Origin of the sequence: Acinetobacter chengduensis, from assembly GCF_003664645.1 — a bacterium.
GTDB classification, from domain to species: domain Bacteria; phylum Pseudomonadota; class Gammaproteobacteria; order Pseudomonadales; family Moraxellaceae; genus Acinetobacter; species Acinetobacter chengduensis.
The window spans coordinates 142799-164824 of the sequence record NZ_RCHC01000001.1 but is presented as its reverse complement, the minus strand read 5'-3'; the positions used below and the strand labels follow the sequence as shown (position 1 = coordinate 164824).

General features: G+C 41.0%; 27 protein-coding genes. 10 read left to right on the top strand and 17 right to left on the bottom strand.

From position 1 onward, the window contains the following. Positions 1-86: 86 nt before the first annotated feature. Positions 87-1535, bottom strand: a complete 1449-nt coding sequence (locus D9K81_RS00740) for a coniferyl aldehyde dehydrogenase (RefSeq protein ID WP_120374308.1) — start codon at positions 1533-1535, stop codon at positions 87-89. 115 nt (positions 1536-1650) lie between these two features. Here D9K81_RS00740 and D9K81_RS00735 point away from each other — a divergent pair, with 115 nt between their 5' ends. The 5 genes from D9K81_RS00735 to D9K81_RS00715 all read left to right on the top strand — a co-directional run bounded on the left by D9K81_RS00735 (position 1651) and on the right by D9K81_RS00715 (position 5484). Then, positions 1651-2358 carry a TetR/AcrR family transcriptional regulator gene (locus D9K81_RS00735; protein WP_120374307.1) on the top strand — a complete coding sequence of 236 codons (708 nt, stop codon included), beginning with the start codon at positions 1651-1653 and terminating at the stop codon, positions 2356-2358. Positions 2359-2582: 224 nt separating this feature from the next. After that, the gene (gene purU, locus D9K81_RS00730; protein ID WP_120374306.1) at positions 2583-3449 is read left to right on the top strand and encodes a formyltetrahydrofolate deformylase; all 867 of its coding nucleotides are present in this window, start codon (positions 2583-2585) and stop codon (positions 3447-3449) included. Between the two features lie 219 nt (positions 3450-3668). Further along, positions 3669-4433: an energy transducer TonB family protein gene (locus D9K81_RS00725; RefSeq protein WP_120374305.1), complete on the top strand. Its 765-nt coding sequence runs from the start codon at positions 3669-3671 to the stop codon at positions 4431-4433. A gap of 26 nt (positions 4434-4459) precedes the next feature. Then, positions 4460-5080: a MotA/TolQ/ExbB proton channel family protein gene (locus D9K81_RS00720; protein WP_120374304.1), complete on the top strand. Its 621-nt coding sequence runs from the start codon at positions 4460-4462 to the stop codon at positions 5078-5080. Then, positions 5080-5484: an ExbD/TolR family protein gene (locus D9K81_RS00715; RefSeq protein WP_120374303.1), complete on the top strand. Its 405-nt coding sequence runs from the start codon at positions 5080-5082 to the stop codon at positions 5482-5484. The genes D9K81_RS00720 and D9K81_RS00715 overlap by 1 nt, the downstream gene beginning before the upstream one ends. Positions 5485-5579: 95 nt before the next feature. Here D9K81_RS00715 and msrA read toward each other — a convergent pair whose 3' ends face one another. The 5 genes from msrA to thyA all read right to left on the bottom strand — a co-directional run bounded on the left by msrA (position 5580) and on the right by thyA (position 9308). Further along, positions 5580-6098: a peptide-methionine (S)-S-oxide reductase MsrA gene (msrA, locus tag D9K81_RS00710; RefSeq protein WP_120374302.1), complete on the bottom strand. Its 519-nt coding sequence runs from the start codon at positions 6096-6098 to the stop codon at positions 5580-5582. A gap of 118 nt (positions 6099-6216) precedes the next feature. Continuing rightward, the gene (locus D9K81_RS00705) at positions 6217-6675 is read right to left on the bottom strand and encodes an META domain-containing protein (protein ID WP_120374301.1); all 459 of its coding nucleotides are present in this window, start codon (positions 6673-6675) and stop codon (positions 6217-6219) included. 82 nt (positions 6676-6757) lie between these two features. Next, positions 6758-7825, bottom strand: a complete 1068-nt coding sequence (locus tag D9K81_RS00700) for an Lnb N-terminal periplasmic domain-containing protein (RefSeq protein ID WP_120374300.1) — start codon at positions 7823-7825, stop codon at positions 6758-6760. Positions 7826-7855: 30 nt separating this feature from the next. Then, on the bottom strand, positions 7856-8368 hold the full coding sequence (locus D9K81_RS00695; protein ID WP_120374299.1) for a dihydrofolate reductase: 513 nt from the start codon (positions 8366-8368) through the stop codon (positions 7856-7858). Between the two features lie 97 nt (positions 8369-8465). Continuing rightward, positions 8466-9308, bottom strand: a complete 843-nt coding sequence (gene thyA / locus D9K81_RS00690; protein ID WP_120374298.1) for a thymidylate synthase — start codon at positions 9306-9308, stop codon at positions 8466-8468. A 241-nt stretch (positions 9309-9549) separates the two neighbouring features. Between thyA and D9K81_RS00685 the strand changes: the two genes are divergently transcribed. Continuing rightward, positions 9550-10101, top strand: a complete 552-nt coding sequence (locus D9K81_RS00685; protein WP_120374297.1) for a hypothetical protein — start codon at positions 9550-9552, stop codon at positions 10099-10101. A gap of 181 nt (positions 10102-10282) precedes the next feature. Further along, entirely contained in the window at positions 10283-10810 is a 528-nt protein-coding gene (locus D9K81_RS00680; RefSeq protein ID WP_120374296.1) for a peptidoglycan amidohydrolase family protein, read from the top strand. A 55-nt stretch (positions 10811-10865) separates the two neighbouring features. Here D9K81_RS00680 and D9K81_RS00675 read toward each other — a convergent pair whose 3' ends face one another. From D9K81_RS00675 to lgt, 3 genes are all read right to left on the bottom strand, one after another. Next, complete coding sequence (locus tag D9K81_RS00675; RefSeq protein ID WP_120374295.1) at positions 10866-11237, bottom strand: hypothetical protein; 372 nt, start codon at positions 11235-11237, stop codon at positions 10866-10868. Positions 11238-11242: 5 nt separating this feature from the next. Continuing rightward, the gene (locus D9K81_RS00670) at positions 11243-11626 is read right to left on the bottom strand and encodes a hypothetical protein (RefSeq protein WP_120374294.1); all 384 of its coding nucleotides are present in this window, start codon (positions 11624-11626) and stop codon (positions 11243-11245) included. Between the two features lie 110 nt (positions 11627-11736). Next, positions 11737-12549: a prolipoprotein diacylglyceryl transferase gene (gene lgt / locus D9K81_RS00665; protein ID WP_120374293.1), complete on the bottom strand. Its 813-nt coding sequence runs from the start codon at positions 12547-12549 to the stop codon at positions 11737-11739. Positions 12550-12642: 93 nt separating this feature from the next. Here lgt and D9K81_RS00660 point away from each other — a divergent pair, with 93 nt between their 5' ends. Continuing rightward, positions 12643-13422: an NRDE family protein gene (locus tag D9K81_RS00660; protein ID WP_120374292.1), complete on the top strand. Its 780-nt coding sequence runs from the start codon at positions 12643-12645 to the stop codon at positions 13420-13422. Positions 13423-13502: 80 nt separating this feature from the next. On the opposite strand, the gene D9K81_RS00655 is transcribed toward D9K81_RS00660, so the two are convergent. From D9K81_RS00655 to tatA, 4 genes are all read right to left on the bottom strand, one after another. Continuing rightward, positions 13503-15473: a PhoX family protein gene (locus D9K81_RS00655; protein WP_120374291.1), complete on the bottom strand. Its 1971-nt coding sequence runs from the start codon at positions 15471-15473 to the stop codon at positions 13503-13505. Between the two features lie 198 nt (positions 15474-15671). Beyond that, positions 15672-16442 carry a twin-arginine translocase subunit TatC gene (tatC, locus tag D9K81_RS00650; protein ID WP_120374290.1) on the bottom strand — a complete coding sequence of 257 codons (771 nt, stop codon included), beginning with the start codon at positions 16440-16442 and terminating at the stop codon, positions 15672-15674. Beyond that, positions 16439-16879 (bottom strand): Sec-independent protein translocase protein TatB, encoded by a 441-nt coding sequence (gene tatB, locus D9K81_RS00645; RefSeq protein ID WP_120374289.1) that lies wholly within the window; start codon positions 16877-16879, stop codon positions 16439-16441. Before tatB ends, tatC begins: the two co-directional genes overlap by 4 nt. 12 nt (positions 16880-16891) lie before the next feature. Further along, positions 16892-17110 carry a Sec-independent protein translocase subunit TatA gene (tatA, locus tag D9K81_RS00640; protein ID WP_120374288.1) on the bottom strand — a complete coding sequence of 73 codons (219 nt, stop codon included), beginning with the start codon at positions 17108-17110 and terminating at the stop codon, positions 16892-16894. A 180-nt stretch (positions 17111-17290) separates the two neighbouring features. Between tatA and D9K81_RS00635 the strand changes: the two genes are divergently transcribed. After that, positions 17291-18175: an AEC family transporter gene (locus tag D9K81_RS00635; protein ID WP_120374287.1), complete on the top strand. Its 885-nt coding sequence runs from the start codon at positions 17291-17293 to the stop codon at positions 18173-18175. Between the two features lie 119 nt (positions 18176-18294). Here the strand turns inward: D9K81_RS00635 and rdgB are convergent, their stop codons facing one another. Then, a complete protein-coding gene (gene rdgB, locus D9K81_RS00630; RefSeq protein ID WP_120374286.1) occupies positions 18295-18921 on the bottom strand; it encodes an RdgB/HAM1 family non-canonical purine NTP pyrophosphatase in 627 nt (208 codons plus the stop codon). A gap of 116 nt (positions 18922-19037) precedes the next feature. Between rdgB and D9K81_RS00625 the strand changes: the two genes are divergently transcribed. Further along, positions 19038-19505, top strand: a complete 468-nt coding sequence (locus D9K81_RS00625) for a GNAT family N-acetyltransferase (protein ID WP_120374321.1) — start codon at positions 19038-19040, stop codon at positions 19503-19505. A gap of 57 nt (positions 19506-19562) precedes the next feature. Here the strand turns inward: D9K81_RS00625 and D9K81_RS00620 are convergent, their stop codons facing one another. From D9K81_RS00620 to metX, 3 genes are read right to left on the bottom strand one after another with little or no spacing between them, the layout of a single operon-like run. After that, positions 19563-20153, bottom strand: coding sequence for a tetratricopeptide repeat protein (locus tag D9K81_RS00620; protein ID WP_120374285.1), 591 nt, complete (start codon positions 20151-20153; stop codon positions 19563-19565). Next, a complete protein-coding gene (metW, locus tag D9K81_RS00615; protein WP_120364958.1) occupies positions 20150-20743 on the bottom strand; it encodes a methionine biosynthesis protein MetW in 594 nt (197 codons plus the stop codon). The genes D9K81_RS00620 and metW overlap by 4 nt, the downstream gene beginning before the upstream one ends. Next, positions 20743-21903: a homoserine O-succinyltransferase MetX gene (gene metX, locus D9K81_RS00610; RefSeq protein WP_120374284.1), complete on the bottom strand. Its 1161-nt coding sequence runs from the start codon at positions 21901-21903 to the stop codon at positions 20743-20745. The genes metW and metX overlap by 1 nt, the downstream gene beginning before the upstream one ends. Between the last annotated feature and the right edge of the window lie 123 nt (positions 21904-22026).

Genomic DNA, 22026 nt, shown 5'->3' with positions numbered 1-22026 from the left:
GTTTTATATCAAAAATACGCTTAAAAGACAAGCGATTTTCAATAAAACACGGCATGACTATGTGCGATAGCTCATGCCTTGATCAGTTAGCGAAGAAGAGTCTTCGAAATTAGCTTGTGGATCGGCTTATTGAATGGTGGGAGAATGAATTTCAAGCTGTACAGCTTTGGATTCGACATCACGGACCGTTCATGCGACAAACTAAAGAAACCTTCCGGACCATGGTATTTCCCCATACCTGATGCACCAACGCCACCAAATGGTAAATCGTCTTGCGCAACATGGGTTAAAACCGTGTTTTGTCCAAAATGCCCTGAATGAGTACGCTGTGCGACATAGTCAGCACGCGCCTGATCAAAGTCGAAGTAGTATAAAGCAAGTGGACGCGGACGGCTATTAATAAACTCAATAACATCGTCAATTTGATCATATTCCATGATTGGAAGAATCGGACCAAAGATTTCATGCTGCATAATTTGCATATCTGGGCTTACCCCAGTCAGCAAAGTTGGTGCAATTTTACGCACACTAGCCACATTTTCATGTTTAGAGTTGATTTCAATGATTTGAGCACCCGATGCTTTGGCATCATCTAAGTAGCCTTGCAAGCGGTTGTACTGTTTATCATTAATAATTGAAGTGTAGTCTTGGTTATCGGCAAAATGCGGATACATGTTTTCAGCACAGGCTTTAAAGCGGTCAATAAACTCTGCTGTTTTGCCTCGTGGTAAAAATAGATAGTCCGGTGCAACACAGGTTTGACCTGCATTCCAAAGTTTACCCACAGCTAAACGTTCAGCCACGTCTTGTAAATCGATTGACGGGTGAACCAGCACAGGGGATTTACCACCCAGTTCTAAAATAACTGGCACTAAGTTTTCAGCTGCCGCTGCCATTACGGTTTTACCGACATTGGTTGAACCTGTGAAAATCATTTTGTCAAAAGCCAAATGACTAAAAGCATCTGAAATTGCGCCACCGCCATTGACTACAGCAACCAACTCTTGTGGGAAGGCTTCTGCTAAGGCTTTTTCTAACACAAAACCAAAATTTGCCGATGCACTGGAAATTTTGATCATGGCGTGGTTACCAGCAGCCAATGCACAAATGAGTGGCCCTATGGATAAAAGAAGAGGATAATTCCAAGGCGTAATAATACCGACCACACCTAGTGGCTGGTATTGTACCCAGCCTTTTGCGGGCTGATGGATGATGCCAATATGACGCTTAGACGGTTTCATCCAACCCGTTAAATTTTTGCTGTAATATTTAATATGTTCTAAGCAAGTGAGCAGTTCACCAATTTTGGTTTCACTGATCGAACGGTTGCCATAGTCTTGATTAATTGCTTCAGCAAATTGATCTTGATACTTAACTAAGATACGCTTAAGACGAGCCAAACGGTCGATGCGTTCTTTTGCTGTAGGCAACGGGTAACGCAAATATGCATTTTTTTGTTGCGCCAACATATTTTCAAGATGCTGGGTATCAAGAGAATGAGGTGTCATTGATGTTGTTTTAGTTTGACTATTCATGTCGCACGACCATTTTCAAAGAGCGATTTATTAAATTTTTAGAGTAAATGCTCTAAATAGTCAAGTTACTTTATGTGTTATGAAATTAATACATTGAATTTATGGTTGTTTTAGGATGTCCCAAACAAAAACGTTGAAAACCAAAGAACGTATTTTACAGCTGAGTTTGCAGTTGTTTAATGAACGTGGCGAACGTTCGGTTACGACCAACCATATTGCAGCTGAACTTGGGATGAGCCCAGGTAATTTGTATTATCATTTTCGCAATAAAAGCGAAATTATTAAAGAATTGATGGAGCAGTATCAAAAGGAAACGCTAGAAATGCTTGCGTTACCTGAAGAACGTGCTCTTGATGCCAACGATAAAATTCGTTATTTTCAAGTGTTAAGTAGCCAACTTTGGGCGTATCGCTTTTTACATCGTGATGTTTATCATTTGGTTGAAAACAATGAAGATTTTCGCAAGATGTATCCGCGCTTTGCTGGACAGGTCATGCAACAAGGGCAAAAAATTTATAAAGCCTTTGTAAATGCAGGCCTAATGGAAATGACGGACTCAGAAATTGAGGCCTTAATCATTAACCTGTGGATTGTACTGACGAACTGGACTAACTTTCTGTATATGTCAGGTCATATTACTGACTCAAATCATTTGGAAGAGAAATGGGTTTGGCAGGCACTGCGCCAAATGGTGTTCTTGGAAGGTGCGTACTTACGTGGTGAAAGTCGTCAGACTTATGAGCACTTACTGGAGACTATGGGGGATTCAGAGCTTTTTGAAAGTTTAGCTGCCTCAATACCTACAACTACAGAAGCGAAATAAGCTTAAATCAGTCTATTGGGTTAAAATCAACATGCTTTTGTGTGACGACAAAGGCGTGTTTTTTATTTTTTAGCTGTACTTAAACTAGCAAGTTTATCTGCATAAAAACTAGACGGTCTATTCGAACAGATGGAATGTTCGATGCTACCTATTTAGTCTGTCTTTAAAACGCGTTAGAATACTCGGCTTAATTTTATTAATTGATTTTAGCGATACACACCAAAATGAATATGTCGACTGCAAATACTGCGCGCTTGCTCATTACCTGTGAAGATAAGCCAGGTATTGTGCAAGCTGTATCGAGCTTTTTGTATCATCATGGAGCAAATATTACCGCACTTGATCAATACGCAACGGAAGCTCAAGGCGGACGTTATTTCATGCGTGTTGAATTTGAGCTTGATAATTTACAAAGCCGTAAAGATAACTTATTACAGACATTTGATAATAACGTGGCTGCGCGTTATGAAATGCACTGGCGCTTAGCCTTAGTAAGTGATGTGAAGAAAGTGGGTATTTTGGTTTCAAAAGTTGACCATGCATTACTTGAACTTTTATGGCGTCATGCACGTGGCGGTTTGCCATGTGAAATTACCAAAGTAGTGTCTAACCATGACTCTTTACGTGAAGCAGTCGAAAACTTTGGTATTCCGTTTGAAGTTGTTCCTGTGAATAAAGAAAACAAACGTGAAGCCTATGCGCAAATTGATGAGCTGATGCAAGGCAATGATTTACTTGTTTTAGCGCGTTATATGCAAATTCTGGATGAAGAATTTGTACAAAAATGGGAAATGAAAATCATCAATATTCACCATTCGTTCTTACCAGCATTTGTGGGCGCAAACCCATACAAACAAGCGTATGAAAAAGGTGTGAAATTAATTGGTGCAACAGCACATTATGTGACTGCTGATTTGGACCAAGGTCCAATCATCGAGCAAGATGTTGAGCGTGTGAATCATGACTTTACCGTAGAGCAACTACGTGAATTAGGTCAAGATGTTGAGCGAAATGTACTTGCACGCGCTGTAAAATGGCACTTGGAAGATCGTATTATTGTGCATGGCAATAAAACAGTTGTATTCCAATAATGCTTTGAATATAGCGTTTAAAAAAGGCATACTTTAAGTATGCCTTTTTTGTTTTGAGCTTATTCATTATTCAAAAAAGCCATAAAAATAACCGAATTAATAGTTGCAAATGAAAACACTTCTCATTTATCATTATGCCACTTTAATTGTTCGAACCGATGAGTTTGATTGCAATTTTCATTTTAAGCGCAGTCACTTGTTTAAGGTATATTGATTTTAATGACTCCTTCTTCTACTCCGATGATGCCAGATCCGAATGCGATGAAAAAGAAAGTCCTTACTGCGCTTGTTGCAGTGGTTATTGGGCACGCAGGAGTGTTGTGGGCTGTGGGTCAAATGAAAACCCCAGAATTAAAACCCATTGATAAAGAACCGTTAAAAGTCCGTTTTGTGAAACTTCAGGAAGCACCTAAACCGTTGCCTCCTAAGCCGAAGCCAGAGCCTAAAAAAGAGCCGCCAAAGCCGAAAGAAGTTAAAATTGTAGACAAGCCTTTACCACCACCGCCAAAAAAAGTTGAAAAAGTACAACAGGTGAAAAAGGCTGAAACACCAAAACCAGTTGTAAAACCAGTAGAAACTCCAGTGAAGCCAACGCCAGTCGTTAGCACAGTCGTGTCAGAAACAAAAACACCTGTACCTACGCCTGCTCCAGTTGCGCCTCCGGCACCGCCTGCGCCTCCAGCACCGCCATCTCCACCTGCACCAAAAAGTGTTTCTTTAGGTGGCGGTGTATCATGGTTACGTTCACCGAAAGTGAGCTTTGAGGGCGGGGAGTTAAAAGACTCATGTTCATTAGTGGTTGCTATTTCAGCCAATGAACAAGGTAAAGTCATTTCTGCAGATGCGAGGAATTCGAGCTGTAGCCCAGCTGTAAACCGTAAAGTAACGGCGGCAGTTAAACGGGCTCAACTCACCAAATATATTGAAAATGGTGTGGCATATCCAACACGTGTGGAACAACCATTCGATTTTCAACTTAAATAACCGGCTAACCCATTAGGAGTTCGAGTATGAACTTTTCAGTTTATTGGCAACATGCAGATGCAGTCAGCAAAACGCTGTACTTTGTGTTGTTGGCAATGTCGATTGCGACATGGACTATTTTCGTTTTACGTATTATGGGTACACGTCAGCTGAAACAAGTAGCTTATGCTCATCTTTCTGATGCTTTAACAGCATTAAAAGCAAAATTTGCACCGCTGAATTTTGACCAACGTAAAGCTGTGGCTGAGCAAGCATTGCTTCGTCAAATTGCAGTAGAAAAAGCCAATGCAGAAAAAGGCGTTTCTGTACTAGGTACGATCGCATCACTTGCACCATTCGTAGGTTTGTTTGGTACAGTGTGGGGTATTTTCCATGCTTTGGTTGCTGTAGGTAAGAGCGGTCAAGCAGGTTTAGCACAAGTGGCTACACCCGTAGGTGAAGCGCTGATCATGACTGGTTTAGGTTTGGCAGTCGCAATTCCTGCGGTATTGGCTTATAACATTTGTGTGCGTTTCAACCGTACGCTAACCAATGAGTTACAAGATCAAGCGCATGGCTTATTAATTGATACCATGTTACAGCAAGAATCTGTAAAAAAGACTGAAGTAGCACCTGCGCAAGAAGGTTTAGTTGGAGGTCAAGCTTAATGGCTTTTCAATTGGGTGAAGACAACGATGCAGGCATGAATGAGATGAACCTCATTCCGCTCATCGATATTATGCTGGTATTGATGATCATCTTTTTGGTGACAGCGACCGTTGCCAACCCATCAATTCCATTAACCTTGCCACAAACTACTGCTGAAGTTATTGATCTGCCACCAGAAAATGTCACAATTAGCATTAATGCGAATGGTGATATTGCATGGAATGGCAATGTTGTATCAATTGAAGAGCTGGAAACACGCTTTAATACAGCAAGTCAGGCTGAACGTAAGCCGACGATTGTACTCAAAGCAGATAAAGAATCGCGTTATGATACTGTTGCGCAAGTAATGTCACGTGCGAGTGGAGCCGGACTCAGTGATATTGCCTTTGCAACAGATAATTAATCTGCTGTTAAGCATAAAAAAGCAACCAATAGGTTGCTTTTTTTATGCTTCTGGTTTGGATCAATAGCATGAGATTCAAACCGCTATGCAATCAACTATTTCATTAAGTCTTTAAATTTGCTTTGTAATTTTACTAATTTCGGTGGAATAGCAAAATTGCAGTAACCTTGGGTTGGGTTACGGGCAAAAAAGTTTTGATGATAGTCTTCAGCTGGATAAAACTCAGGGCAAGGGCTGAGCTCAGTCACAATATTTAATCCTTCGGATTTTAATGAATTTATTGCTTCAATGGCCTGCGCCTTTTGTGCATCATCCATAAAGTAAATTACAGAACGATATTGAGTTCCAATGTCATTGCCTTGACGGTTGAGTGTCGTTGCATCATGGGTTCCAAAAAACACATCAAGCAATTGGGAAAAACTAATCAGCGATTCATCAAAATCAATCAAAATGACTTCTGCATGTTGCGTTGTTCCTGTACAAATATCTTCATAGCTAGGATTTTGGCTTATGCCACCAGCGTAGCCACTTGTTACAGCATGAACACCACGTAATTGTAGAAATACAGCCTCTGTACACCAGAAGCAACCTCCACCAAATAATGCTTTTTGCATAAGTTAAACCTAATTAATGTCTGAATTGTATTTTTATATCGGGGCAATTTTCAAAGCTACAATGCTACTGTGCCAAATCGCATTAAAAAGCCTGCAGATGCAGGCTGATGGTAATGATTTAGCGAGGTTGTACTGCCGATTCAAATTTTAAAACGGGGTTGCCATAACGGTCGAGTAGTTGCAGTGTTTTACCAATGGTTTTGTAATGAGTAACTTTAGCCAAAGCATCATTAAAGTCACGGTCAATATTATTGTTATTGAGGCAGGCCATACGCGTACCTGCCATTTGGCTTAGTTGTAGTGTATCGCGGTTCACGCTATAGCTTCCCATAATGCGGTTACAGCCATCAGCACCAGAAACACGCTTAGTTGCTTCATCAAATTGAATGCTCGGAATATTACGCGCTTGAGGTGAGGTTTGAATGGCTGTGTTGCCAATATGAGTGGCAACCCAAGTACGATTTTGGAGTAACTGTGGATTCTGTGTTGATGTTGCCGAAGATGATGGCATGCTTTCACATCCAGAAAGAATTGCTGCAGTACCCAAAGCAGTTATAAGAACGAGCTGTTTTAGCATGGGGTTATACTCTTTTGTAATAGGCTTATCTCTATATAAACAAATATTTAAAAATAACTCTATTACAATTTGTAGGTTTGTTTTATAGCTCGCTTGGTGCGTTATGGGTATGAAGAGGTAAACCTTGACGGAGCAGTTTAGAATATTGTTCACTGCTTAAATATTGCTTGTTAGATACGCGTGGATTCACGTGCGCGCGCTGATACCATGTTTGTATAGACCATTGATGGGAAATGGCATTTAAGTCATACAGATAGTTTGGGAGGTAGCCAGAAGCGAGTAGGCGGTAGTCTACAGGCAGTTGTTTTTTGCTGACGGCTTGCACCATGTCAAATACCAGCGTGGTGCAGTTACTGGTGAGGGTGTTATACCACTTGGCATGTTCAGCTAAGTCATCGGACTTAGACAGGTATTCTTCAAATAATGCTTTACGTTCAGCCATGCCCATTTTGATGGGAAAAAAATACACCTGTTCGCCACGCACATTACTACGTGTATAAATAATATCTTTTTCATCTGCTGCAATCAGGCTAACCTCAAACTGACGGAAGAAGCCACCTATTGCAGAAAAGTCTTCAGTTTTTTCTTTACGAATTTCAATGGAGAAGGTGAGTGGTGCGCTGTGGGCAAAGTCAAAGCTAACCAAGGTATGCGCAATTTGAGGCCCCATCCAATAAGAGGTAATGATATTGACGCCAGTGATCTCGTTCAGATTATAGTGGCGTGTTTCCCAGCGTTCGGTATAACTCCCATCAGCATGCCAATCAAAATTACGGACATTATGTAGGGTAATTTGGTCACCATGTTTTTCGTAGTTCAGCATTTTAGCCACTTCAGGGTTCCAGTCACGGTCTTGTCGTGCTGGTAGGCTAAAGTACCAAATTAAGGCAAACAAAAAGGCCAGACAGTAAATTAGTATATCTTTGCGCCGACTGAATACGTATGAAAAATAGATGCCTAAGATACTGAGCGCAAAGGCAATCCAAATACCGATAATCGCATAGCTAACAATGTGATTAATAGGTTGCTGTATCCAAATGGCCATACAGAGCCAAGCTGAACTCAGTACCACAAATAAGCTAAAAACTCCATGTAAGAGTTTCAGTGCAATAGATTTCATAGCGGTATTGGGTTGAGAAGGCTGCTGCATAAGTCCATGCTTTGTTGCAATAATTTACCTTTATTTTTGGTAAGTTGCGAACTCAAAAGCAATCCCAGTTTTGTCGTCAATATGTTGTTCAGAGGCAACTTTTTGGAAGCTAGATGGAATGGCTGGATAGTGGGCATCGCCTTGCACATCAAGTTCCACATGCGTGAGCTCTAAGCGATCAGCAATCTCTAAGGTTTGTTTAAAGATTTCACCGCCACCAATAATAAAAATCGTATTCGGTTTTTCTGATGCTTTTACATCGGAAACCGCCTGTTTTAGGGCATCTTCAATACTATAAGCAACTTTAGTGCCTTCAAATTGCCAGTTGTTGTCACGGGTAATTACCCAGTTCACGCGCTTGGGCAGAGTGCGTCCCATAGACTCTAAAGTTTTACGGCCCATCAGTACAACACCACCTTGGGTAATTTCTTTAAAGTGTTTAAGGTCAGCAGAGATATGCCAAGGTAGCTCATTGCCTTTGCCAATACAGTGTTGTTGGTCCATTGCGACTACATGAACAACTTCTAAATTTTGGAACGCCATAGCGAACTACTCAAACACAATAAAAATTGACCCTATTAAAATGCAAAATCCCGCTTTTCGCAAAGCAGGATTTTGATTTTTGTGCAATTCAGTCGGTTTAGACTGCAACTGGCGCTTTAATACCAGGATGAGATTCGTATCCAACGATTTCGATATCTTCAAATTTGAAGTCGAATAAGTCTTTAATCTCTGGATTAAGTTTGAGCTGACATAGTGTCATTGGCTCACGGCTAAGTTGTAATTTTGCTTGCTCAAAGTGGTTGGTATAAAGGTGCGTATCACCACCTGTCCAAACGAAATCGCCCACGCCGAGCCCACACACTTGCGCAATCATGTGAGTGAGAAGCGCATAGCTGGCAATATTAAAAGGTACGCCCAAAAATACATCAGCACTACGCTGGTAAAGCTGGCAAGATAATTTGCCATCTTGTACAAAAAACTGGAACAAGGTGTGGCACGGAGGCAATGCAACATGACCAGCTTCATTTGGGTTCCAGCCAGAAACAATAAGGCGGCGTGAGTTTGGATTGGTTTTAATCTCATTAATGAGCCATTTAATTTGGTCAAAACCATCAGCATTAAATGAACCATCGGCATTTTGAGTCGCGCCAAAGTTACGCCATTGATGACCATATACAGGCCCTAGCTCACCTTCAGGGCGACCAAAACGCGCAGTTTGCTCTGCTGTTGCCCATTCATCCCAGATACTCACTTTGTGGTCTTTTAAGTATTGAACATTGGTATCGCCTTTAAGAAACCACAGTAGTTCAATCACAATCGAGCGAAAGTGCACTTTTTTTGTGGTGAGTAAAGGAAAGCCTTTTGAAAGGTCAAAGCGCATTTGATGACCAAATACAGAACGCGTTCCCGTACCTGTACGGTCGCCTTTATCGCCACCGTTGTCGAGAATGTGCTGTAAAAGGTCGAGGTATTGGCGCATATCGCTCTCATCATCTAAATAAATTTTGCGGGGTATTTTAGCCTGTTTTCGGTGCTGAGCAAACTATTGTGAACAGGGTACTGTTTTTGCAATTTGTTACGTTTTGAGATGAACTTTATGTCGCGTACTTACAAATTTATAAAGAAGATTTAAGTTTGGGTTTTTACTATCGTCTGCATGAAAAATAGTCTGGTCTTTTGCAAAGGACTGCAAGCTTAAAATGAGTCATTGAGGACAACGGATGTTAGTTGATAGCCAATACATTGAAATACATAATACTTATACTCAGGCACAAGCACAGGAAATAGTGCAAAACACAAATCAATATTCTCAGCGGGCGAGTCTAGACCCTAAAGTGAATTCAAATTTAACGGCGGAGTATTTAAAAAACCGTGATGTATTTAACACTTTTAATATGGAAAATGCTTCTAGAATTGAAGTTGAAAAATTTATTCAAAAATTAGATAGCATTAAATCTCATGTCAGTTCACAGCGCTGTGCGCGTAGTATTCGAATTGCTCTAGAAAGTGCTGGAGCGGTTATTGGTGCTCATCCTATAGCAGCATCTGATTGGGGCGATACCTTAATGAAGCTAGGCTATAAGCATATTCAACCTGAGTTTGACCGACCACAAGAGGGGGATATTTATATCATTCATCGTACCTCTAAACATGTGTATGGCCATATTGCGGGCTTTACGGGTTCAGAGTGGGTGTCGGATTTTAAGCAAAAAAGTTATGACGTGTATAAAGATGATGGTGTTCAATATGAATATTATCGTTTGGCATTGTAGTTGCTGAAAGTTTTAAATTTTTAATTGATTAAAAACCATCCAAATAGTGAATGGTAAAGTCCTTTTCTTAAATTTTCTTACATTTTGGGCATGATATTTTAAGTTTAGGGGCGTAGTATCGGCCGCTGTTTAGGGCATTAAATTCAATCAATGCGGATTGAAAAAGAGGTTGTTGTTTCAGATGGTTTATGATCAAGGCGTTGACTTACAAAGTATAAATGGCCCAGTCAAAGCAGAAATTGTGATCCGATCCCAACAAGCTACGAAACGTTCTAGTCGTAATAACAGCCGTGTAAATGTACAAGAAGATGCCCCACGTAGAATTTTTGGTGCGAACAACGGTCAGCGTATTGATATCGATAAATTTGCGCAAAAGCTTCGTGGTGTGACAGCACAAACCAGCTCGCAAAAATGCGCCAAGAGTGTCCGTATTGCTTTAGAGTCTGCGGGTGCTAAATTTAATAACCATCCTGTGGCGGCAGCAGATTGGGGCAATACCTTACAAAAAATTGGCTATGAGCGGATTAATCAGTCTTTTGACCGTCCGAAAAAAGGCGATATTTATATTATTAATCGCACTCAAAAGCATGTGTATGGGCATATTGCAGCCTATACAGGCTCAAATTGGGTATCTGATTTTCAGCAAAGTGGTTATGCCGTGTATAAAGATCCAAATGTACGTTATGAATACTACCGTTTAAACAAATAAAATAATCTCAGTAGTTCCGCAAACTTTATCAAGTCTCTTATTTCACCGTGTCACGCTAATCGAAGCGTTTGGCGCGGTTTGCATAGATAGATGTTATAAATATACCGAGTAAGCCAAAGCCGAGCGCTTGTACTGCGCTGAGCAGTTTGTGATTGTCTGGTAGGTTAGTGATAACTGCGAGCATGCAAATGATAGGCAATACAAAAAATAGAATGTGAAAGCCTTCGGCATAAGGATGATTTGCTGTGAGTTTATTTTTTAATATTCTTATAAAATGAAGACCTGCTCCTGTGGCTAAGCAAAATAAGGTTAAGGTGGTACTTAATCTTTCAAAGGATGAGCATGCATAAATGATTAAACAGGTGACGACACATGCTCCTAGTTTCATTTCTCGGCTACAGCGGTCGGAATACCAAAAATCCAGCATGGTATTTATCCCTTTTCAGCAGATGAATGCTGATTCAGTAGCGATAGCGGTGAAAAAATGCAGATCGCCAAAGCCATAAAGCCAATCCCTTGTGCGCCTGGAATTAAAATTTCACCATCTTTCATGTGCATAAAAATGAGTGCTAATAACAGTGCAATCGGAATCCAGGTCAGTACACGGTACAACAAACCCGTTGGGTTTTTACTGGCGAAGTGAATTTTACAATAGCGACAAATCAGAAAAATAATGCCTGTGCCCAAGAACATTAAAATGGCATCAAGTTTGAGCGGTTCCATCCAATAAAGCACAGCAGTGGCTATGGCAATGAGGGCAAAGATCAGGAATTTTTTGACCACCGAAATTTGTGGATTAAACCAAAACTCAAGCATGTTGTCGTATGTCTATTGATAGAAAGACTAAGACTGTAGCATAAAATGTGCTTAAAAATGCAGTACAAAAAAGCGGAGCTGAGGCTCCGCTAAAATGCTAAATCATGATGTTATTTATTTTTGAGTGGACCCCAATCATAGATTTTTTTCTGGTAGGCATACCACAGCATCCATAGGCCAATCAGAATCATTGGTACAGTCAGGAATTGTCCTTTGCTCATCCAGCCAATAAAGAGTTGGCCATTATCAGGTTCACGGAAGAACTCGACCACAAAGCGTGCAATACCATAGCCAATCAGAAATAGTGCAGAAACAGCAAAGCGTGGGCGTGGCTTAGAGCTAAACCACCAAAGCACGATGAATAAAATTAGACCTTCACAAAGCGCTTGATACAGTTGTGAAGGATGACGCACTAACTGTAATGGATCTGTTGGAAAGATCATGCCCAAAGCAAAGTTTGGATCATGTACTGGGCGACCATAGAGTTCACCGCCAATAAAGTTGCCAATACGGCCAAACATCAGACCTGTCGGCACGCAGGGCGCAATAAAGTCGAGGGTTTGGAACCATGTCATTTTGTACTTTTTGCACCAAAGGAGCATGGCCACCATTACGCCCAAGAAGCCACCATGAAAGCTCATGCCTCCTGTCCAGACTTGGAACAGCCAAAGTGGATTCGCAAGAAACTGATCAAAACCATAAAAGAAGACATAACCTACACGGCCACCTACAACAACACCGAGTGCGCCGTAAAAGATCAGATCAGACACCATATCTGAAGTCCAACCATCACGTTGTTTAGCACGATGAGTGGCAAGGCCCCAAGCAAATAAAAAGGCCAATAAATACATCAGTCCATACCAATGGACTTGTAATGGGCCCAGCGACACGGCCACTGGGTCGATATTTGGGTAGGTCAGCATTGCTGCTCCTTAGCATTTTGTTTTGCACAGATTTTAACGGAATCTATAGAAATATGTTGTATATTCAATGTGTAAAGATAATGAACTTTGACTATGTGTATTGTGGCCTTTGCTTGGCAAGTATTGGATGATTTGCCACTCTGTTTAATTTCCAATCGCGATGAATTTTACCATCGTCCTACCGCACCATTACATGTATGGCCAAACAGCGACATTATTGCAGGACAAGACCTGCAATCGGGTGGTACATGGATGGGTGTGACCGCAACAGGACGCTGGGCCATTATTACCAACTTCAGAGATGGCACAGACAAAACTCAATATACGACCTCACGTGGTCATCTTATACAAACATTTCTGGCCTCTAATGAAACCCCAATTCGCTTTGCACAAGCTTTAGAAAAGCGTCAGTGTGACTATGCTGGCTTTAATTTGTTTTTGGGAGATACTCAGCAAGCTGTTTATATGAGTAACCGAGGCGAAGCACCACAAGTTTTAGCCAAAGGGGTATATGTAGTTTCTAATGGGTTGATGTCGGAAGATTGGGTGAAAACACGACATTTACGTAAACGCTTTACCCAAGAATTACTTCCTATGTTACAACAGCCACAGGTTCCATCTGAGGATATTGAGTATGCGGTGTGGGATATTTTAGAAGATGAACGTAAAGTTGTGCTTGAGCAACTCCCCAATACAGGCATTCAACCTGAGATGGAAGCATTGTTATCGTCTACATTTATTCAAAGTCCAGTTTATGGCACGCGTTGTTCAAATTATTTAACTTTGCATCATCAACGCTGGCGCTGGCTGGAGAAAACACAGCAGGGGGAACAGAAAGGACAGATGAATGAGATAATGCTAGCGCTGAAATAATAAAAACAGTAATGAAAAATGCCAGCTTAAGCTGGCATTTTTTTGTATCTATTCGACTTAGGAATTCATGATTCTTCGACTTATTTCTTTTGTACCGATGGCATAATTAAATCAGCAGTTAAGTAACCTACGCTTGCACTAAAACCATTGTTGTAATTGGCTAAAGTGGCTGCTTTAAGCTCTGCAGATAAACTCTTCATATCACCAGCGTGCTGGAAATTACTCATAATGTACGTCCAACCATTGACAGAATCGACCGCATGTAAACCTGTAGATTCAGCACCTGCTGGTGTTGAAAGTAAGCGCACGGGTGCTACTTTGGTATCAACATTGTAGGCCCATAAGAAGTTATTCGGATGGTTGCCACTATCTTCACCAATAAACAGCGTACGCAGTGTTTCAGAGAATTTTAAATTGTCAGGGCTGGCAATTTTATCTGGATTTGCTGTGTTACCTAAGCTGTCCACTTTAATATCTTCGCCAATTAAGAGCATTTTTGATTGATACGGTACCCATTCACTATTCATCGGCTGACCAGCCAAAGTGTATTGTGCAGCAGCAAGGTCATGAGCTAGCACACCGCCTGCTGTAATTTTACTAGTGAACGATACATTATGCGCTGCAACCCATGAAGCATCATCTTTAATCATTGAATCTTGGATATTGGCCAATGCTGAATAAGCGACTTTATCTTTGATGTTGATTGTTGTGCCTTCCATTTTGGTAAAGGCCATACTTGCGCCTTTTAATGCGGCATAACGATGTGTTTCTAAGAAGGCAGCTGCTTTTTCCATGCCTGGTTTGACTTTTACCCAAAGCTTTTTCTTGGCTAAAATAATCGGGGTAAAGCTACTGAGATCCGCAGGTTTGTTGGTGTCAGTATCAAGATAGCTTTCCATAATGTCGCTTGGTTGAATGTTCTGTACATTCACCATATCTTTAATTTCTTTACTGGTTGCGTGGCCGAGTTCAATCCACTTGATTTGTGCCGTGGTCGTTTCGGTTAAAACAGAGGTGTACTTAGCGACATATAATGTACCAGCAGACAGGTCTTTTTCTTTGTCTGCAATAAACATGAAGAAACCGCCATTGGTGTAGTCATCACCCATAATCACAGTACGGTTATCAGGCATTACGTGCACAAGTTCATGTGAAATACGGCCTAGGCAGTAATGTTTAATGATTGTACCGCTACCGTCTTTGTTCACAATGACTTCAGGCAAGTGACCATAGTTATAAGGCTTGGCTGCTGTTTCATCACCAAAGAAGTTTTTACCAATTCCTTTTGGACTTGGACCACCAATGTCTTGTTCGAAAGCATCGGGCTCATATTCTTCGCTCGATAAATGCGTATTCCACGGCGACATGCTTGCGCCACAGGTAATCCATAAACCATGTACTGATGAGGTATCGACGTTATAGTACTTTTTCAGTGCTAAATGACCCGTTTTTTGGTCTTGATCTAAAGTCAAAATTGCAATTGGGGATGGCAGGTTGCCGTATTCACTTTTGCCAGCTTGGTTTTGTGTTGCATATTCAAACTGCACTACGTGGAATACAGGATTACTCACACCATCAACTTTTGCATCTGCCAATTGAATTAAAGATGAACCATCTGGACAGTCTGAAAAATATTGGCGTGGAGATGTAGGTACTGAGACATCCATAATTGGCTGACCTTTGGCATCAAAGTAGCCACCGGCAATAATTTCACCGCCACCCCATTTAGGGACTTTAGCACCCGTTTCAAAAAAGCTTTCATAGCCCAATTTATATTCAGAAGAGGTTGCATCATCCCACTCAATTTTGAGCTTTGAACCTACTGTTGTTTTTGCACGTTCTGCTGTTGTGGTTGGCGCATCCATTTTAATAAATGTCGCTGACTTCAAATTCGCAGGTTTAACAGGTGGAGTTACCACTGTGCTGTCATCACTGCTGTTACAGCCTGATAGGGCTGCTGCTGTGCTCATTGCACCCAAAGGTAAAAAGGGAATCCCTGCAAACCATTTTAATAAATCACGGCGGCTTGGCTGTTGTGTATTGGCTGTCATAGTACGTCCGTAAACAATGTTTTTTTAAATAAAAGTCGGTCTATAAATCGCTTATGATTGTAGAAAGGGGAAATGACAGTTTTTTGACCAAATGAAGACAGTTTAAAGATGAGTGCTGAAGATAAAAAAATACGCCCTTTAAATAAAGAGCGTATTCAGCCAAGATAAATTGAATATTAAAACGTGTAAGTGCACGGATTATGAGTTTGTACTTTGCGGTTTTTCTAGGAATTTACCCAATAAAAGCCCAAGCTCAAAAAGCATCCACATCGGCACGGCCAACATGACCATCGAGAGCGCATCGGGCGGTGTCGCAAACATTGCCACAAAGAAACAGCCCACCACAATAAAGCGTCGTTTTTCCACTAAACTTTGTGTGCTGACCACACCAATTAATATCAGGACCAAAGTAATAATTGGAATTTCAAAGGTGAGACCAAACACCAAAAACAGCTTTAAACAGAAACTTAAGTAGCTATTAATGTCGGTCATGGGTGCGACCGACTCAGGTGAAACACTGATAAAAAAATGCAAAATTGCAGGTAAGGTAATGAAATAGGCAAAGGCAATGCCCAGATAAAATAAAGCAATACTGCCAATTAATAAGGGCATAGCTAAATGCCGTTCTTTTTCATAGAGTGCAGGGCGAACAAAAGACCACAATTGATAAATAATAAAGGGCATGGCCAACATGAGTGCCACAAATAAATTCAATTTAAATGGTGCCATAAATGTTGCGGTGACATCAGTTGCAATCATGGTCGATGATGCAGGCAGTTGTTGACGCAAAGGCTCAGACATCAATTGATATGTAAAATTGCGAAAGGGCAATAAACAAAAAAATAAAAAAAGTGTGACTGCCACTATTTTAAAGAGATATTTGCGCAGAATAATTAAATGCTGCATGACTGGCATTTGATCCAGTTGTTCGTGTTCAGTTTTCACTGAGGTCGCGGGCAATTCGTTCATACAGCAATCTTCAATTCAATGGCAGTGGTTTGAGCCTCAAGCATCTGAACTAAGGCTTTAAAATGCTGTTGCAGATGTAAACGTGAATAAGGACTCGGAATCTGTGTGTTGAGCAGGTGATATGGTGTAGATTGAATCGTGGGATGAGTCTGTTGAGCTAAGGCTGAGGTGTTGGTGTTTTGTCGCAGTGCATCAATTTGTTGTTGCATGCGTTTTTCTAACTCAGTCATGCGTTCGATTTCTTTTTGCACTTCGGCTCGAAACTCAGACAGTTTTAATTCTTGATCAATCTCATTTTGCACATTGCTAATAAAGCGCTTTATTTTGCCGTACCATTTGGCGGCAAAACGCGCACCTTCAGGAAGCTTTTCTGGGCCTAAAACCAAAAGCGCAATAATGGCAAAGCACAGTAGCTCAGTGAATCCAATATTGAGCATAGTGAATTTCTCTTAGCTTTTGATAGAACTTTCAGTCGTTTTAACTTGGGCATCAATCGTGCGTGGTTCTTGTAGTTTAGACTGTTCGGCTTCATCATCACGGACCGATTTTTTAAAGTCTTTCACTGCACCGCCGACGTCTTTACCTAGGTTTTTTAATTTAGATGTACCAAATAATAAAATCACGACAATAGCAAATATCAGTACATGCCAAATTGATAATCCAGCCATTTCTTCTTCCTCATATAATTTTTAAACATTGCAACAGTTCTGCATGACAAAGATGTGACAGTTGGGTTTCAGTTCAAAGAAACAGCGCGGACGCGAATGAGAGAGATAGGCTGGATAAGCGCAGCACGATGGAATGTTTGTGCTAGCATAGGGTTTTAGACCGATTTAAATAGCTGATTTATGGTGCTTATACTGCCACTGCTGTCATTTCTAGTGGGCTACTGGGGCGTAAATCGACTCTACGCCATACGAGCATTATTGGCAGCCTCACTGGCAAAATTGTTCATACCAGCACTAATCGTATACAACATGGTGTTTTATAAACCCGGAAGTATCTGGTTGATTGGTTTGAGCTTTGTGAGTTCAATTATTTTCTTTGCCGTGTTTTATGCGCTACAACGCGACAAGCTACGTGCATTGTGTTTTAGCTATTTAAATGGGGCATGGCTGGGCTTTCCTTTTGCCTTAGCCATTTTTGGGCCCAATGCCAGCAGTACCATTGTTGCACTTTATATTGGTGGCTCACTGTTTGGTAATATTTGCGCCATCATGGCCGTGAGTGATGCTCCCAAAGAAGTTAGTTTTATTCTAAAAAAAGTGCTGATTTCACCACCTGTTATTGCTTTAAGTATTGTTGCCATACTTTCTATTTGGGATTTGAGCGCATACGAATACCATCCAATGGTGCAGTGGGTTTATCAAATGAATAAAATATTGGTCACTTTTGCAGGGATGTGTGTACTGGGCATGTGGCTAAGCAAGGTTCGAATTGGTTGGCGTGATTTACAACGTAGTCTTATCATAATGATTGCCCGTATGTGCTTAGCTGTGTTGATTTGCATAGGGGCTTATTTGCTGTTACCAATTCCACATCATCTATTCATTTATGCTGTCATTTTTATGTTTTTTTGTTTGCCTCCAGCCGCCAATATTGTGGCCTTGGAAACGCATTATCAAGGAACTGGGCATTCTGCAAAATATATTGCGTCTGGCACGATTATCAGTGCTGGGATTATTTCAATTTACGGCTTAACACTGCATGTGTGTTTACCCAATTTATTTTAAGCAAATTTAGACGTGAGAAGATTGGTCTTATGGCACAACAGCTTTGATGACTAGCGCTAAGCGTAGTTTTCATCAAAAACAAAAACTCCCTGGCAGCAGGGAGTTTTTTGGCTTTACTTTTATTGTGCAAGGCTGGCTTTAAATAAGCGCATTGCTTGACCACGATGGCTAATTTTATTTTTTTCTTCTTTACTCAGTTCAGCACTAGCAACATTGAGTTCTGGTAACCAAAACAACGGATCATAGCCAAAACCATTTTCGCCTTGGGCTTGCTCTAAAATTTCACCTGTCCAAATTCCTTGGAAGATTTGTGGTAATGGATCTTCTGCATGCTGGACCAAAGCCAATACGCACACAAACATGCCTTCAATGGTTTTACCTTCTTGGCGCAGTGGTTTTAACTCTGCCAAAAGCTTTGTATTGTTAGCTGCATCATTACCATGTTCACCCGCATAACGCGCTGAATAGATACCAGGTGCACCACCTAATGCTGGCACACAAATACCTGAATCATCTGCAATCGCCGGTTTACCGGAAATACGTGAAGCATGACGTGCCTTAATAATGGCATTTTCAATAAAACTTAAACCGTCTTCGATAGCATCTTCAATATTGAGTTGACCTTGAGCAACCACGTCCACGGGTAGGTTTAATTCGGCAAACATTTTTTCAAATTCTGCAATTTTACCTTTGTTATTGCTTGCGAGAACCAGTGTGCCTTGAGATAGCCAATCAGTAGCAGACATTGTATTGTGCTCATGGATAGAAAAATAATGCATTATTTTAGCGTATTTCTCATGCGCGAAGGGATTGAATCTGCATGGTAGATTTGAGTGAAAAAGTTAAAGAAAAGAGCAATAAAATGAATAGAGCAGAAAAGTTAAAGAATATTCGTTTGGCTGTGCATGAGGATGCAGTACAAATAGCAGCGTTGATTGCGCCGTATATTCCACAGTTTGTGCTTAATGAGCAGGGAGCGCAAAAACTTCAGCAACCCGTAATAGAGGCATTACTTAATCATGCGACTGTGCATTACTATGTTTATGCACCTGATCAGCATATTCGTGCTGTGATTGCATTTAATTCAGCTGGGCATCTGATTCACTTTTTTACGGCACAATCTTTTCTTCGGCAGGGCCTAGGTCGTCTTTTATGGCAGTATGCAGAAGCCTCTATGCTGGCACAGGGTAATGAACATATAAGTGTCAACTCCAGCTGTGACGCACAGGGAGTGTATGAAGCATTTGGTTTTTATACGGTGTCATCTGTAATTGAAGCCAGCGGTTTGCGTTTTATTCAAATGCGCAAAGATCTATCTCGTGCGCGTTAATGAAATATTGAACATAAAAAAAGTGCCGAAAGGCACTTTTTTACAATTCAAGTGAAATTATTGCGCTTGAATCCATTTGTCTGCACGGTCACGTGCTTGACGAATTTGTTCAGGTGAAAGGTTAGCTGCCAAAGCAGTTTTTTTGCCTTCAGATAAAGAAATAACTTTGTTATCGAGCATGCCATCACGGGTAGAAAGTTCATACCACTGGTATGCACCAATGTAGTTTTTCTTTTGCTCTTCCATCACAGCTAAATTAAAGCTGGCACGGTTATCGCCACGGCTAGCGGCTTTTTCAAAGTATTGGCGCGCAAGAACTTCATCTTTTTTGGTGCCAATACCATCTGCAAGCATACGACCTACATTGAGCTGTGCTGAAGAAATACCTTGATCTGCAGCGGCTTTATACCAAGCGAAAGCTTGACGCTCGTCTTTTGCAACGTCTTTACCATTTTGGTATTTGGTCGCTAAGTAAAATTGTGCACCTGCTTGGCCAGCTTTAGCCGCTTTGGCTAAGCTGTGAATATCCATGACTGAATACTGTGCAGCTTGCATCGCAACAGAAGGGGCAGGAGCAACATAGTCTGCATGGGCTTGAATACTAAAAAGTCCAACCAGTAGCGTCGTGCTGAGTAATAATTTTTTCATAGAGCGCTCACTCGATATATTGCGACTTCACCAAACAGATTAGGGAGATGTTTACTGAGTAAACTGTCTTGTTGATCCCCATTTACGGCAAGTCGGTTAATAATCCGAATATTATTTTCTGCACAGAGTGCTTCAAAATCTCGGAAAGTACATAAATGAATATTAGGCGTGTTATACCACATATATGGTAAAGCCTCTGAAACAGGCATCTTTCCTTTTAAGGCAAGGAATGAACGAGTCTTCCAATGCGCAAAGTTAGGAAATGTAATAATGGCTTGTTTCCCCACACGCACCATGTCACGTAATAAAACATCTGGTGCATCTACAGCTTGCAAAGCCTGTGCCATAACCACATAGTCAAATGATTGGTCGGCAAAGCGACTTAAACCTAAATTTAAGTCCTGCTGGATGATATTTAACCCGCGACTGACGGCAATTGCAATCTTTTCTTGATCAATTTCGAGGCCGTATGCCCGAATATTGTGTTTTTTGCTCATGTGCGCGAGCAGTTCACCATCGCCACAACCCAAATCAAGTACACGAGAACCTGGATTAATCCACTTTTCTGCCAATTGTTGATCGATACGCATTATACGGCCTCCAGAGTGGTTTCTTTGAGGTGTTGTTCGCCACCTAAGAAGGCACGTAAAGATTTTACGTACAACGGAATTGGGAATAAGAAGGAATCGTGACCCTGTTCTGCATCAATATCTAAGTAGCTGACATGCTTATTATTTGTAATTAAAGCATCTACAATTTCTTGTGAGCGCGAAGGTGAGAAACGCCAGTCTGTGGTAAATGAAACCACCAAGAATTTGCATTTTGGATTGGCCATTGCCTTCACTAAAGACTGTTCGTATTCACGTGAAGGATCAAAGTAATCCAATGCCTTAGTCATAATTAAATACGTATTGGCATCAAAGTTACGGCTAAATTGCTCACCTTGATAACGCAAATAGCTTTCGACTTGGAATTCGACATCAAAACCATACATAAATTTGCCAGACTTTAAGTCACGGCCAAATTTTTGCTTCATGGCTTCTTCTGAAAGATAAGTAATATGACCGACCATACGGGCTAAAATAAGCCCACGTTTTGGATAGCTGTCATTTTCTAAATAGCGACCATTATGGAAATCTGGGTCAGATAAAATAGACTGACGTGCGACTTCGTTAAAAGCAATGTTTTGTGCAGACAGTTTGGGTGCGCTGGCAATAATCACACATTTGCGTAAACGATCTGGGAAGTCGACAGACCACTGTAGCGCTTGCATACCGCCTAGAGAGCCACCCACAACAGCATCCCACGTATCGATGCCTAAACGATCGGATAACATGGCTTGAGTTTTAACCCAGTCACGCACTGTCACCAGTGGAAAGTCTGGACCGTATGGACGGTTTTCATTTTCAGGGTTTGGTGATGTTGGGCCTGTAGAGCCATTACAACCACCAATATTATTTAAAGAAACAACAAAAAACTTTGATGTATCAATGGCTTTACCTGGTCCGATACATGAATCCCACCATCCTGCTTTTTTATCATCTGCATGATGATAACCTGCTGCATGATGATGTCCTGACAATGCATGACAAATCAAAATCGCATTGGATTTATCTGCATTCAGTTCGCCATAGGTTTCAACCATGATTTCAAAACGGGGCAGAATTCGACCGCATTCGAGCTCTAGAGGCTCTTCAAATGAGAACTTTTGTGGGGTAACTAAACCCACTGAGTCAGCTGGAAAGGACACTGTAAATGTTCGCCTTAAACCTTGAGGATCAATAACTAAAAGGATACCACTTGGGGGTATCCTTTTAAAATTGTTTTATGTGATAAAAATATACAGGCTAGGTCTCGACACATCGTCTAAGCC